The organism is Brucella sp. TWI432 (assembly GCF_039674445.1).
Lineage (GTDB): Bacteria > Pseudomonadota > Alphaproteobacteria > Rhizobiales > Rhizobiaceae > Brucella > Brucella chromiisoli.
In genome coordinates, this window is the sequence record NZ_JBDJNL010000016.1 from 57,793 (window position 1) to 71,647 (window position 13,855).

Genomic DNA, 13,855 nt, shown 5'->3' on the forward strand with positions numbered 1-13,855 from the left:
AACAAATGTCAAAAAATGAGCGGCCGACAAAATATAGCAACAATCGAACCACGTCAGGCCTCTCAGAAAAATTGATCGGAAACGCTTGATTACAAGGGGTTTCAGGTTGCGAACCGAAAAGTGTTGACAAACGATAGTGACTACTGACAAATGTCAGAGTCAAGTGGCATATAGCCTATGAGCTTGGTAGCACCAGTTCATTTGAGGGTGGGAGCCCTCGATATTGGGAGGAGATGACGTGTCATCGAATAGCGTGGACAGGCAGACGCTTTTTCTGCTTTTGATCAATATTGCTGTGCTCGCTGCCGGCGCCATTTTTGCTGGCGCGAATTTTATGGACAGCTATAATTTGCAGTCCATGGCATCGCAGGTTCCCGAACTCGGGCTTCTGGCGCTCGGTGTCATGCTCGCCATGATTTCGGGAAATGGCGGCATTGATCTGTCGGGCATCGCACTTGCCAATCTGGCAGGTATCATCGCTTTTTTGCTGACACGTAATTTCATTCCGGTCGCGGATGCACCGCTTCTCTTTTCATGGGTCTTCGCTGGTCTGGCGTTGTGCGTGGGACTGCTGGGCGGATTTATCAACGGCATCATGATTGCCTATGCGCGTCTCACGCCGCTGATTGCCACGCTTGGAACGCAGCTTGTTTTTACCGGATTTGCGGTATTCCTCACCAATGGTTCTGCGATCAGCCTGGGCTATATCGAGCCGCTCGATAATTTCGGCAATATGCCAATTCTGAGCATCCCGATGTGCTTTGCCCTGTTTCTGGCTATCGCTGCATTGCTGGCATTTTTGCTCAAATATACCCCGTTCGGTGTCAAGTTGATGCTGTTGGGCAGCAATTCCAAGGCGGCACGCTATGGAGGCATCAACGAAAAGCGTATGCTGCTTGTCACCTATACGCTCTGCGGTGTGCTGGCTTCGGTTGCAGGTATTATCATTGCGGCCCGTAACTCTTCGGTAAAATGGGATTATGGTGGCTCTTATGTGCTTATTGCAATCCTGATCGCGGTGCTTGGCGGCGTAAAGCCTGAAGGTGGTTACGGCAAAGTGCTGTGCGTGCTTCTCGCTGCAACAGCCCTTCAGATTCTCTCAAGCCTGTTCAATTTCATGAACATTTCCAATTTTTTCCGCGATTTGGCGTGGGGCGTTTTGCTTTTGGTTTTGCTGGCATCGGCCCGTGTGCACCTCGGTTACTGGTTTCGGCTGAGACGATGATCAATTCTCTTATGGGTTTAGCCGGGAGGAAACGTGCTGGCCCAAAGGAGTGACGTTCGAGAATAAGCATCTTTTATCATTGGAGGAGAAACATGCGTACACTTTCAAAACTTATGGCGTGCACAATGCTCGCAGGCGCAATGATGGCCGGAACTGCCATCGCGCAAGACAAGCCGACGATTACAACGGTTGTGAAGGTTACCGGCGAAAACTGGTTTACCCGTATGAACGAAGGCGTCGATGCTTATGGCAAAGACAACCCCAATGTCATCACAAACCAGGTCGGCCCAGCAAAGGCTGATGCGGCTCAGCAGGCACGCATTCTTGAAGATCTTGTCGCCAAGAATGTCTCTGCGATTGCGGTCGTGCCAATGGATCCATCTGCCCTTGAAGGCGTTCTGCGTCGTGCAGCACAGCGTGGTATCAAGGTTATTGCCCATGAAGGCGATAGCCTGACCAATGTCGATGTCGACATTGAAGCGTTTGACAACAAGGCTTTTGGCAAACGCATCAATGAAGCGCTTGCAAACTGCATGGGCAAGTCTGGCAAGTGGACGTCATTTGTGGGTTCGCTGGGTAGTCTGACCCACAACCAGTGGGTGGATGCGGGTGCTGAAAATGCAAAGCAGTATCCGGAAATGGAACTGGTTGCCGAAAAGAATGAGTCCTTCAACGATGCCAACAAGGCCTATGAGAAGGCCAAGGAAATTCTGCGTAAATATCCCGACATCAAGGGCTTTCAGGGATCGTCTGCGATTGACGTGATCGGTATTGGCCGCGCGGTTGAAGAAGCAGGGCTTCAGGATAAGACCTGCGTTTATGGCCTTGGTTTGCCAAAAGATAGCGGTCCTTATCTTGATACCGGCGCGGTGGATCAAATCTTCTTTTGGGACCCCAAGGATGCCGGTTATGTGATGAACAAGGTCGCTGATCTGGTTCTGCAGGGTCAGGAAATCAAGGACGGAATGGACCTTGGTGTTCCCGGCTATGAGAAGGTGACCGTGGTAAAGGGGCCTGGCAAGGGCGTCATCATTCAGGGTCAGGCTTGGGTGGATGTCGATAAGTCCAACTATAAGGACTATCCGTTTTAATATCGCATAAGCCCAATCGATAGCGTTCCGGGGCTGTTTTGCACCACGACAGCCCCGGACCGGTGCACTGGTCTGATAAAATCAGCGTGACCAGCGCTCCAAGGTGAGCGTTTGAAGCGATTGCACATCTTAAAAAGTCTGAGAGTTTCAGGAATTTTTCATGCACGCCACAAATTCAAAAACTGCATCAGTGCCGCCATTTCTTGAAATCAGAAACGTCAAGAAATCCTTTGGCGGGGTCAAGGCACTTAAAGAAGTCAGCCTGGTGATTGAAGCAGGCCAGATCTACCATCTGATGGGTGAGAATGGCTGTGGCAAGAGCACGTTGATTAAGATTCTGTCCGGCGCTCAACCCGCTGATGAAGGACAGATTTTCATTGATGGCGAGCCAACTGGCGCCCGTGCTGGCGACATTGGTGCTATCGGTTCTTTGCGGGCGGGAATTGAGACAGTTTATCAGGACCTGTCTTTGCTGCCCAACCTTTCTGTGGCGGAAAATGTTGCCTTCACCGAACAGCTTGTCGAAGCCTCCGGCAAGCTTGCGCGCAGGCTTGATATCAAGGCATTGCAGGAAACGGCACGCCGCGCGCTGGCAGAAGTTCACCTGCCGACAGATGCCGCCTTCTTAAAGCGCCGTACCGATACGTTGCCGCTTGCCACGCGCCAGTTGATCGCAATTGCCCGTGCCGTTGCTTCGGAGGCGCGTCTGGTTATCATGGATGAACCGACCACCTCGCTGACACGACAGGAAGTCGTCAATCTTTTGCAGGTGGTGGAAAAGCTGCTGCACAAAGGCGTTGCCGTGCTCTTTGTGACGCACAAGCTTGATGAGTGTAAATCCCTTGGTGGCCGTGCGATTATCATGCGCGATGGTTTGAAGGTGGCTGAACTTGACGTTGCTACCCACACCAAGGCTGAATTCAGTCACTGGATGACAGGCCGCGAGATCAGCGAAATGCGCTATCGCACGGAACCGAAACTTGGCGCGGTGATGCTCGATGTCGATCAGCTTGGCGACGGACAGAATTTTCGATCTGTTTCATTCAGCTTGAAAAAAGGGGAAATTCTGGGCGTTACGGGGCTGCTTGATTCGGGGCGCAATGAACTTGCTTTAGCCCTGTCCGGCGTCGTGCCTGCGCAGTCGGGAAAGATAACGCTCAACGGCAAGGAGATCGCGCCCCAGTCTGCCGCTGACGCCATCAAATACGGTATTGGCTATGTTCCTGAAGACCGGCTGACGGAAGGGCTTTTTCTCGAAAAGCCGATTGAAGAGAATATAACGCTGCCAATTCTGGACCGCCTGCGCAATGCGCTGGGCGTGATCAGTGCGCGCAGAGCGCGAAAAGTTGCGGAAGACAGCGTTGCCGATCTTCAGATTGTAGCTCCCGATGTTTCCATCCCTGTGCAATCGCTTTCTGGCGGCAACCAACAGCGCGTGCTGATTGGCCGCTGGCTGACAATCAATCCGCAACTGCTTATCCTGCACGGGCCGACCGTTGGCGTGGATGTGGGATCAAAAGACACGATTTTTCGCATCATCCAGCGTCTAGCGGACGATGGCATGGGTGTGATCATCATCAGCGACGACTTGCCCGAACTCTTGCAGAACTGTGATCGTATTCTGGTCATGCGCCAGGGCAGGATCGTTGCGCAACACAATGCCGATGGACTGACTGAAGACGCGATCTATGCATCCATGGCCAGCCCTGCAAAGGAGATCGCGCAATGACCGATAGCGTATCGGCAGAAAAATCCGGTGTTCAGAACCGGGGCATTTTGCTCCGAGCATGGGATTTAATGGGAACAAGGCCAGAGCTCTTCACGCTGTTGCTGGTGGTTGTTACCTGTCTGGTTGTTATTGCTGCCAACCCTGATTTTCTTCAGATGAGCAATATGGTCGATATTCTGCGTGCTTCTGTGGTGCGTGGTCTGTTTGCCATGGGTGTTCTTGTGGTGCTTGCATCTGGCGGTATCGACGTATCCTTTACTGCAATCGCTGCCTTCGTGATGTATGCTTTGACCATGCTGGTGACAAACTGGTTTCCGGACATGCCCATGGCGGTCATTCTGGTGCTGGCTGCGATGGGCGGCGCTTGTTTTGGCGCGCTCAATGGCTTTCTCGTGCAGAAACTGAATGCGCCATCGCTGATTGTCACCATCGGCACGCAATATGTCATCAGAAGCTTTCTGCTAACCTTCGTTGGCACAGCACTTTTCATGAATATTCCAGCGGCAATGGATGCTTTCGGCAAGGCGTCCTTGTTTACACATCAGGCATCAAACGGTGTCGTTTCGGTGCTGCCTGCCACGGTGCTGGTGCTGGTTGTTGCGGCTTTTGTGACGTGGTTTATTCTTGAGCGCACGCTGATGGGCCGCGCGATCTTCGCGGTTGGTGGCAATCCGTCGATTGCTGAACGCCTTGGTATCAACCTGTTTCGTGTGCGTATTTTCGTCTTTGCCTATGCAGGCCTTTTGGCTGGTATTGCAGGCGTTGTGCATGTTTCGAGCAATCGTCTGGCCAACCCCTTTGATCTTGCGGGGATGGAGCTTGAGATCATTGCTGCGGTCGTGCTTGGCGGTGCGCGCATTACCGGCGGCTCCGGCTCGGTTATCGGCACGTTGCTCGGCGTTTTTCTGATCACACTGGTGAGCAATGTGCTGATTTTCGTCGGCATCCCCAGCACGCTGCAACTTGCCATTATCGGCATCTTCATTCTGCTTGCGGGCACAATTTTCGCGCTGCGCAATCGCAGCTAATCAATAAAATTATGCGCTTTGCTGCTCGTAATCTGGGAGGATTTTATGTCTCACGATGTGTCTGTTATCGGACTTTATATTCTCGACGTTCTCGGACGTCCTGTTGATGCAATTCCGCAGGGTGGCAATGTGGATTTCATTGATGAAATCCGGTTGACCGTTGCCGGAACTGCAGGTGGAACCGTTGTCGATCTCGCAAAGCTTGGGCTCAATTGTCTGGCGGTTGGTGCGGTGGGTGATGATGAAAAGGCTGATTTTGTGCTGGCAACCCTGCAACGTTTTGGTGTCGATACAGCACAGATGCAGCGTCTCAAAGGTGTTCCGACATCGGCGTCAATTCTGAATATCCGCCGCAATGGTGATCGTCCTGCGCTTCATGCGCGTGGCGCCTCGGATCATTTTGAAGTTGCCGATGAAGCGCTGGATGCCGTTCTTGCACCGCCCATTATTCATCTGGGTGGTACGGGTCTTCTGGCAAAACTCGATGGTGAGCCCAGCCGTAAATTGCTTGCCGAGGCAAAAGCACGTGGTCGCACCACGACTTTCGATCTTCTGGGTGCCAATGAAGGCACGCTTGATCTGATTGCACCGCTTTTCCCTTATATTGATTATTTTATGCCCTCGATTGAGGAAGCCAAGCAGATTTCAGGTGCTGACGATGTGGAAGGAGCAGGCCGCTTTTTCCTTGATCAGGGTGTCAAGCACTGTGTCTTCACGCTTGGTGGAGAGGGTGTTTGTTATATGGCCGCTTCTGGCGAAATCTTACATCAGCCTGCATTCGAGATCGAAGTTGTCGATACAACCGGCTGCGGCGATGCTTTTGATGCAGGGTTTATCACAGCGCTTCATCGCAAGATGGATGTAAAAACTGCGCTGAATTTCGCGCAGTCATCGGCAGCACTGGTTGCCACCGGGCTTGGTTCTGATGCGGGCATTCGCTCTTTTGAAGATACGCTTGCCTTTATGAACACAACACCGATCAAGCATTAAACCTGAAGGGTGCGGATGTCGGTTTCCAATCCGCACCTGTTTAATCAAAGCGATGCTCTAACCAGATTTTTGAACGCGCATCTTACCCGAAAACCGTCTTATACTTTTCGGGATGCGCTCTATCTCGAAAGTAAAAGTCTGGCGGCCTCGAAATCTGTCACCAGATGCGTGGCATAGCCGCCTGTCAGGACGGCATGGATGGCCTCGACTTTGCTGGCGCCGCCTGCAACACAAAGCCTGCGTGGAACCCCGCGCAATTCATCAAGCTCAATCCCGATCACACGCTTGTCCAGCGCGCGAACAACCTGTTTGCCGGCTTCATCGAGAAAGCGGCAGATCAGAACGGCAACCGCTCCATCTTTTGCATAAGCGTCTATTTCTTCATTGCTGGTTACATCGGCAATGCGCATCGTGCTTTCCGAAGACAGTGTGCCGACGCCAAAAATGATCATATCTGCCTGTGCAATAAGCTCGAACTGTTTGAGCAAAGCGGGCTCGCCCATCAGAGCATCACGCAGGCCGGCACTGCTTAACACAGCGGGAGCGAGCATATTAATACTCGTCGCTCCGATGTTGCGTGCCATGATTGATGCACAGAGCTCCGCCGCAAATTCCCGCTTGCCAATGGATGATCCCGTCACCTGAACGACCTGCAAGCCTTCTAACGGACGCGGCAGACTGATCGCGTCCGCCAAGGCCAGCACAGTGCGGCCCCAGGAAACGCATATTGTATCGCCGGGTTTTACCATGCGCTCAACGAGACGCGCCCCCCCGGTTCCAAGCGCTTGTAAACGCATGTCTGTAGAAGCGCTCTGATCACTTGGAATGACCATCACTTCTTCAAGCCCATATTGCGCGGCCAGTTTATGGGCGATCTCGGTGCGCGCCATTATTTCCGAATTCATCAGAATTCGCACGACACCGCGCTGTCGTGCTTCCTGCAGATAATTGACGATTGTGGCCCGGGATACGCCCATTCTCTTGGCAATATCGTTCTGGGTGAGCTGGTCTTCATAATAGAGCCAGGCAGCCCAGACGATGGCGTCATCAAATTCAGCCGGGATGGCATGCGTAGACGGCGTCAGATCGTCCAATGTCATACTCATTTCCTGTTTTTAGTGTGAATCTGAGTCGCACAGAAAAAGCTTTTAATCAATAAGACAATCAATCAAGTTGACTAATGTCAGCATATAGTGTCAATTGTATACAGTTGAGGAGCTATCTTCATAAATCATTGTTATGCCATGGGAAAACTATTTCCCATGGAAGCTTGTCTATGTCTGCGCTGTTGTGGCCGCAGATTGCCAACTGAGGAGCCTGGCAGATGAAATCGAACTGGTCAGATGCGGATTTTACAGCAATCGTCGGTGCCTATGAAAAAGCAGGCATCAATCGCGATGTTGCCATCCGCACTTATACCACACGTTTGCTGGGGTCCGAACCAAAGCTTGTTTTGCATGGTGGTGGCAACACGTCGGTCAAGACGACGTTGAGCGATCATGATGGCACCCCGGTTGACGTGCTTTGCGTGAAGGGCAGTGGCTGGGATATGGGTAAAATCGAGCCCGCTGGTCTGCCAGCCCTTCACCTTGAGCGTCTGAAAGCCATGGTGAATTATGAAACGCTCAGCGATGATGACATGGTGATGCTGCAGCGCCGGTTGCTGCTTGATCCTTCTTCGCCTAACCCATCGGTTGAAGCCATTCTTCATGCAATTCTGCCATTTAAACATGTCGATCATACGCATGCCAATGCGATTGTCGCACTGACAAACCAACCCAACGGCGAAGCGCTTATCCGGGAATTGTTCCCCGAAATGATCATTGTGCCCTATGTCATGCCGGGTTTCGATCTCTCAAAGGCTTGCCTTAAGGCATTTTCAGAGCGCCCGGAGGCACCGGGCATGATCCTGCTCAAGCACGGCATCTTCACATGGTCTGAAGACCCGCGTATTGCGTATGAGAATATGATCGAGGCGATCGACCGCGCTGAAAAGCGCATTGCGCAGGGCAATCCACATCCTTTTGGTCAGGCCAGCAGCAAAAAACAAGCGCAGGAACTGGCGTCGGTTTCAGATATTGCACCTATCCTGCGTGGCGCGATTGCGCTTGCAGGCAGCCAAGAAGGTCAGCCGCGACGTTTCATTATCGAGCATCGTTCCAATAGTGAAATCCTTGATTTCTGTGGTGCTCCAAACGTTGCTGATCTGGTGCGTCGCGGCAATGCAACGCCTGAACATGTGATCCATATCAAGCGTTACGGCGTGGCTTTACCCGCTCCGCTGGCAAATGATCTTGAGGGATGGGCGGCAAAGGTTAAAGAGGCTGTTGCAGCTTATGTGGCTGACTATACGCGCTATTTTGAGCGCAACAATGCCCGGGTCGGCGGTGGTAAAACCATGCTCGATCCGATGCCACGGGTGTTTTATGTCGATGGGATTGGCGTGTTTGCTGCGGGGCCGACACAAAAGGCAGCCCGTATCGGCGCGGATGTTGCAGAAGCAACCATAGAAGTCATTCGCGGTGCAGAAGGAATTGACCAGTTTGAAGCCTTGAGCGAGGAAGACCTGTTCGACATCGAATACTGGTCGCTTGAGCAGGCAAAGCTTGCCAAACAAACCGAGAAGCCACTGACGCGGCAGGTCGCGGTGATCACCGGGGGGGCCGGTGGTCTGGGTCTTGCGATTGCGCAGCGCCTGAAAGAACAGGGCGCTGAAATCGCACTGATCGATATTGATGCGCAGCGCGTGTCCGCAGAAGCCAGGCGATTGGGTGGCAAGGCTGTGACTTGCGACCTGACGGATCCATTGGCCGCAGAAAAGGCGATGGCCGAAATTGCGGCCTTCTACGGCGGTGTCGATATTCTGGTTTCCAATGCCGGGGCGGCTTTTCAGGGGGCTTTGGAGTCGGTTGATGATGCGCTTTTCAAACGCGCCTTTGATCTCAACTTCTGGAGCCATCACTATATTGCACGCGCGGCAGTCAAAGTTATGAAGCAACAGAAGACCGGTGGTTCCATCGTCTTCAATGTGAGTAAACAGGCGGTCAATCCAGGTCCGGATTTTGGCCCTTATGGCACATCAAAAGCGGCCTTGATGGCGTTGATGCGCCAATATTCTCTCGAACATGCTGTTGACGGAATTACGGTCAATGCCGTTAATCCTGATCGCATCCGCACGGGGTTGATGACTGACGAGATGGTTGAGGAACGTGCACAGGCGCGCGGCGTCACACCGGAGATTTATATGCGTGGCAATCTTCTTAAACGCGAAGTACTGGCGGATGACGTGGCGCAGGCATTTCTGCATCTTATTACCGCACGCACATCAACGGGTGCGGTGATCACAGTCGATGGCGGCAATGTTGCTGCGATGATGCGGTGACCGCCGCGATTAAAGCGGCCGAGGCGCTTGAGGACGCGGCTGACTGGTGCCGGTGATACACCTGTCTCCAGGGCGATGTGCTTTGCCGGTCAGGCGCTGGCGGCGAAGCACTGCAATGCATTCGCACAAACCCGCATCTGTCAGCACGAGACCGTTCTTGGGCCGCGACGAACGCTCAGCCATGGTAGCCCTCCACCTTGCCTGAAGCGCTCGACCCAGCGCGCACGATCTTGCGCGAAACGGCATAGACACAAGCTGCTTGCACTTTTTTGAGCGTGCTGTCGATAACAGCCACGGCCATCTCCTCTCGACGCAAAGGCGTCAGTCGGGCATTCTTGCGAATCCTCATTCGGGGCGATCCTGGAAAACTGAGGTCTGATAACTCCAGTCTCCTCAATCTGCTCAGAATGACAACCTCCTGAGAACCTACAGCTAGAGCGCGTTGAAATCTGCTGGAATCAGATCGGCGCTTTAGGCTCTGTCTGCATTCATTTGAACCATATCATAGCACAAGCGAGATGGACGGATCCGATGAAAGCGCAGAGCGTCTTCTCGCATCACAGTGCGATCCTTCTGAAACGGTTGAGTTTGATGAAGAAGCATTCAATCTGATGGCGCTCCTTGTAGAGCGCCCAATCTTTTGATGTCGTTCTCGAGTGTGTTGGACTGGCCTTGATCTGTGCGGTTGCCTTGAGGTTGTCGGCAATAAAGTTTCGCAGATTGTCCGCATCATAGGCAGCATCCGCAATGACATGACCGACACCGTTTAATCCGGGCAGAAGAGCCTGGGCCTGTGAGCTGTCGCCATATTGGCCGGGCGTTGGATGGATGCGGATCGGCAGGCCGATGGCATCAACGACAGCATGAAGTTTGGTGGTCAACCCTCCACGCGAACGACCGATACAGGCAGCGCCCCCCCCTTTTGTACCAGTCGCATCCGCATGCACTTTCGATATTGTGCTATCGATCAGAACATATTCAAAGTCTGGGCTGTTTGCCAAAGCATGGAAAAGCATTTCCCATACACCAGCGCCGGAGGCGCGCATGAACCGCAGTCCATTTCAACAACCGCCGGCAGACCGCGCCAGTGTGCCGTAATGGCGGCCATCCATAAAATAGCGTCGGCAAACAATCGGTTGTCGACCTCACTCCGCCCCGGCAGTCCAACCCGACCAGGTAAATAACCTTCAATTCGATCCCTTTGCGCGTATGTAAGAATTTGCCCACTCAAGGTGGTTCTTTTTCAACGACCTTGAATCAGAATTTCAACGAAAGGGGAAACCTTAAGTGCAGACAGTGCTTAATCTAGGGCATGTTGACAAAGTTTGGCAGCCGTATTTTGATGGCGGCGATGGCCAGGAATGCCTCGAAAGATTTTCTGGTTTTGTCTTACCGAGTGGCAATGCGACGGAATTGCTTTAACCTATTGAACATACGCTCGAAGCGGTTGCGATCCTTGTAAGCCTGGAAGTCGCAAGCTGGAGGGTTTTTCCGTTTGCTTTGGGCGGAATAACGGGCTTTCTGCCACTGCACAGAAGAGCGTCCCGAATGTTGTCGCCATCATAGCTTTTATCGGCGAGCAATAGTCTGGGCTTTCTCACAGGAATGGACATCAAGGCCTCAACTGCGTTGTAATCCGAAGCCTCTCTGCCTGTGAGGATGAAGCCAGGAGGGCGTTTTTGACCGTCTGTACGGGCATGGGCCTTTGTCGGAAACCCGTCGCGTGATCGACCAAACGTTTCCTTATGAGTCCCCTTTTGCGCCGGCTGCCTGAGAATGACCACGAACAGTTGCGCTGTCGATCATATGTTGCCAGTCATCATTTAAGCCCAGCTCGATGAGTGTTTCCAAAAGAGCATCCCGTACGCCCTGTTCCGCCAAGCGTCGAAATCAGACATAACCGAATTCCATTTGCCGTAGCGCTCATGCATATCGCGCCAGGGACGGCCAACTCGCAAAACATAAAGCATACCGTTGAGATAACGGCGATTATCCAACGCAGGTCGAGACTTTCGCCCCGTTCAGCAGGCAACAAGCCCTCAATCAGAACCCATCCCTGCTCACTAAGATCCCCGCACGCCATAACTGCCTCCTAAAAGGCAGCCTAGAATCACGCTTTAGCTGATTTGAAAATCTACTTTGTCAACAGGGCCTAGCTGTTAAGTTTCTTGAACGGCCTCTTCTTTATGACAGTTGATATGAGCTGTTTGTCGTGTCCCAATATACCTGTTCAATTGGCCAGTTTTCTTTTATGTGGAGCAGGCCATAATTGTCTCTTTTTAAGGATAAATTAAATGAGTAAAGATTTAACAATTAGGCTCAATAATAGCCCAGCTAGACCATGGCCGTACAGTGCTCGTCCTCGTTCAGATTTTATAATTGATGCTGAAGTTGTGTTCAACGGCCCAATTTCTGACAACAAAATTACTGCAATTTTCCAATTCAATGGGATAAATCAAGATAGCGTATATTTTCTTGATGGGAATGGCAATATCAGCGATGAGAAAACGTATAGTGTTAAATGTGAAGGTCAATCCGTCGATAGAGCCAGGTTCGTCGCCACAAAGCCGTTTGAAGGAATAATAAGCGTAGGTTTGTATTCAGACGGTGTTTATATTTCTGATACCGTTGATTATACAGAGTTCAGCTTTGAGAATTCACTTTATACACTTTACCTAGATGTTACTCCGGGGAGTGTTGATTTAGGTGAAACAATAACCGCTAGAGTAACTTTAATGTGTAGCGGTAATCCAGCTGTAGATCAGCCTTTCGTCCTAGACTTAAGTGTAGACGGTCCTGCAAAATTCGTTCAGAACCCTGATGCATATGAAGTTTATAATAATGGTTACAGTCTTAAGGGGAAGACTGCAAATTCGGGATCTCAGGAAGTAAAAATTGAGACGATCAGTGTCGGATGCAGCTGGATAATAGTTAATGTATTAAATAAGAGTATAGCTCTAAACGATGTTATTTTAAAAGAATTAAACATAAAGGTAGCAGCCGATGCTTTCTTGACTGCGATTGCGCTTTCTCTCACCACGTACGAAAACAATTGGGTAGCATGTGGAGCTCTAGACATGGGAGGCAATAGTGAATTTTATGAGGGATATGCCCCTTATGATGGTGTGACGCCAATCCGAGTAAGTTGTTACGCAGGAAGGTTTTCAAATGCGGCAGTTCATTACGGAAATGTGCCAGTAATAATATCAGTCGATGGCCCAGCAAGATTTGTCATTGATAAAAAAATAAATTCCCCTTTTAATTTTATCAGTGATCAAAAAGTAATAGTAAGTACATTAAGTAATGGTATAACTCCTTTTGTCGAGTTGATATGTAATGAAGATTATGAGGGAAATATATACGTATCTACTGATTATATAGGTAATGTAAATAATGCACAATATTATTACTACCACCCTAATGACGATAGTATGCTGGTATGTCCGGATCTGGGTTTCGATAGTTTCGGAAATCCTCTTGGTTTTTTTCAAATTCTTTATTAGCTGAATCGGATTAAGTATTTCTTGGGCCCTTAGATGTTTTATTTTTATTGCAAATTTAAACTGCACGGGTGCGCAGGTGTATTTGTAATGCTAATCTTGGGCGTATTTTAGACATACGATTTTATATCATATATTAATTGTATTCTGAAGGATCAGCGTTATCTGAAGAACCGAATTGATTGTGAAGAAAGTGGTGAAGATCATTGATTGGGCCGTGAATAGGGGGCAAGTACTGCAAGTGTAGCGTTGATTTGAAACGCTTCATGGCTCGCTCGCATCGGCGGATTGGTTGATGCAAATTCTTGGCCAGATTGTTCAACCCCTTGTGCTGACAGTGATCACAGCTGGTGAGGCCGATCGCCTGATTGGCAGCTCCGGAACAGTTGAGTTCATTTTGTGTCCAAGCTGCGGTGTACCGCGACAGATATGGTGACAGACTGTGTTGGCGCGGTCTCGACCGAATTTTTCAGTCTATTCGCACATCGTCTTGTGCGTGACGATGCTTCCTTTATAAGCCAGCATGCCTTCAACCATGCGAAAGCTCTGCGGGAATTGGAAATATCGCCATAGGGCCTTGTCAATACTTTCAACAAGAAAGTATTGACAATGGTAAAACGAGGCGCGTGGTTCGGGTGTGTTCAACTTATTACCCCCGTAGCTTCCGCTAAAGATACTGTGCCATGAGCATCATAGATGCAGCTGTGTAACTGCGTAGATTAGAGTTACGCTGTCCCCCTACAACTGACAGCTTGCTGGTATTTTTCATATAGAGCAGATTTTCAGGACTTTTCAAATGTAGGGATTTTTTTATGAGTGCTTTCACGACGAATGCGGGTAATTTTGGACCTGCTGAGAATAGTAGTGTTGATCCGCGGACTGGTCTTTTTGGAGCGACTGTTGAGTTAGC

General features: G+C 50.7%; 8 protein-coding genes and 3 pseudogenes. 7 read left to right on the top strand and 4 right to left on the bottom strand.

Translation table 11 applies throughout. The annotated features are described in order from the left end of the window. The first annotated feature begins 238 nt into the window (after positions 1 to 238). The 5 genes from ABE527_RS17290 (at position 239) to ABE527_RS17310 (ending at position 6,063) form a co-directional block, all read left to right on the top strand. Positions 239 to 1,225 carry an ABC transporter permease gene (locus ABE527_RS17290; RefSeq protein WP_265986953.1) on the top strand — a complete coding sequence of 329 codons (987 nt, stop codon included), beginning with the start codon at positions 239 to 241 and terminating at the stop codon, positions 1,223 to 1,225. A 92-nt stretch (positions 1,226 to 1,317) separates the two neighbouring features. Continuing rightward, positions 1,318 to 2,316: a substrate-binding domain-containing protein gene (locus ABE527_RS17295; protein ID WP_265986954.1), complete on the top strand. Its 999-nt coding sequence runs from the start codon at positions 1,318 to 1,320 to the stop codon at positions 2,314 to 2,316. Between the two features lie 160 nt (positions 2,317 to 2,476). Beyond that, the gene (locus tag ABE527_RS17300; protein ID WP_499697682.1) at positions 2,477 to 4,045 is read left to right on the top strand and encodes a sugar ABC transporter ATP-binding protein; all 1,569 of its coding nucleotides are present in this window, start codon (positions 2,477 to 2,479) and stop codon (positions 4,043 to 4,045) included. Continuing rightward, positions 4,042 to 5,073, top strand: a complete 1,032-nt coding sequence (locus tag ABE527_RS17305) for an ABC transporter permease (RefSeq protein WP_499697683.1) — start codon at positions 4,042 to 4,044, stop codon at positions 5,071 to 5,073. The genes ABE527_RS17300 and ABE527_RS17305 overlap by 4 nt, the downstream gene beginning before the upstream one ends. A gap of 45 nt (positions 5,074 to 5,118) precedes the next feature. Then, positions 5,119 to 6,063, top strand: coding sequence for a carbohydrate kinase family protein (locus ABE527_RS17310; protein WP_396998947.1), 945 nt, complete (start codon positions 5,119 to 5,121; stop codon positions 6,061 to 6,063). Positions 6,064 to 6,182: 119 nt separating this feature from the next. On the opposite strand, the gene ABE527_RS17315 is transcribed toward ABE527_RS17310, so the two are convergent. Further along, positions 6,183 to 7,163: a sugar-binding transcriptional regulator gene (locus ABE527_RS17315; protein ID WP_396998948.1), complete on the bottom strand. Its 981-nt coding sequence runs from the start codon at positions 7,161 to 7,163 to the stop codon at positions 6,183 to 6,185. 224 nt (positions 7,164 to 7,387) lie between these two features. Here ABE527_RS17315 and ABE527_RS17320 point away from each other — a divergent pair, with 224 nt between their 5' ends. Next, positions 7,388 to 9,445, top strand: a complete 2,058-nt coding sequence (locus ABE527_RS17320) for a bifunctional aldolase/short-chain dehydrogenase (protein ID WP_499697684.1) — start codon at positions 7,388 to 7,390, stop codon at positions 9,443 to 9,445. A gap of 17 nt (positions 9,446 to 9,462) precedes the next feature. On the opposite strand, the pseudogene ABE527_RS17325 reads toward ABE527_RS17320, so the two are convergent. The 3 pseudogenes from ABE527_RS17325 to ABE527_RS17335 form a co-directional block, all read right to left on the bottom strand. Beyond that, positions 9,463 to 9,794 (bottom strand): annotated as a pseudogene (locus ABE527_RS17325) (leucine zipper domain-containing protein); the annotation flags it as partial. 139 nt (positions 9,795 to 9,933) lie between these two features. Next, a pseudogene (locus ABE527_RS17330) lies at positions 9,934 to 10,676 on the bottom strand (IS5 family transposase). A 74-nt stretch (positions 10,677 to 10,750) separates the two neighbouring features. Beyond that, positions 10,751 to 11,528 (bottom strand): annotated as a pseudogene (locus ABE527_RS17335) (IS5 family transposase). Positions 11,529 to 11,739: 211 nt separating this feature from the next. Here ABE527_RS17335 and ABE527_RS17340 point away from each other — a divergent pair. Beyond that, on the top strand, positions 11,740 to 12,948 hold the full coding sequence (locus ABE527_RS17340) for a hypothetical protein (RefSeq protein WP_499697685.1): 1,209 nt from the start codon (positions 11,740 to 11,742) through the stop codon (positions 12,946 to 12,948). Positions 12,949 to 13,855: the final 907 nt, after the last annotated feature.

Excerpts from the sequence above, each read along its gene's own strand:
- ABE527_RS17295 (WP_265986954.1), top strand. The coding sequence starts at position 1,318 with ATGCGTACACTTTCAAAACTTATGGCGTGCACAATGCTCGCAGGCGCA.
- ABE527_RS17310 (WP_396998947.1), top strand. The coding sequence starts at position 5,119 with ATGTCTCACGATGTGTCTGTTATCGGACTTTATATTCTCGACGTTCTC.
- ABE527_RS17340 (WP_499697685.1), top strand. The coding sequence starts at position 11,740 with ATGAGTAAAGATTTAACAATTAGGCTCAATAATAGCCCAGCTAGACCA.
- ABE527_RS17300 (WP_499697682.1), top strand. The coding sequence starts at position 2,477 with ATGCACGCCACAAATTCAAAAACTGCATCAGTGCCGCCATTTCTTGAA.
- ABE527_RS17305 (WP_499697683.1), top strand. The coding sequence starts at position 4,042 with ATGACCGATAGCGTATCGGCAGAAAAATCCGGTGTTCAGAACCGGGGC.
- ABE527_RS17315 (WP_396998948.1), bottom strand. The coding sequence starts at position 7,163 with ATGACATTGGACGATCTGACGCCGTCTACGCATGCCATCCCGGCTGAA.
- ABE527_RS17320 (WP_499697684.1), top strand. The coding sequence starts at position 7,388 with ATGAAATCGAACTGGTCAGATGCGGATTTTACAGCAATCGTCGGTGCC.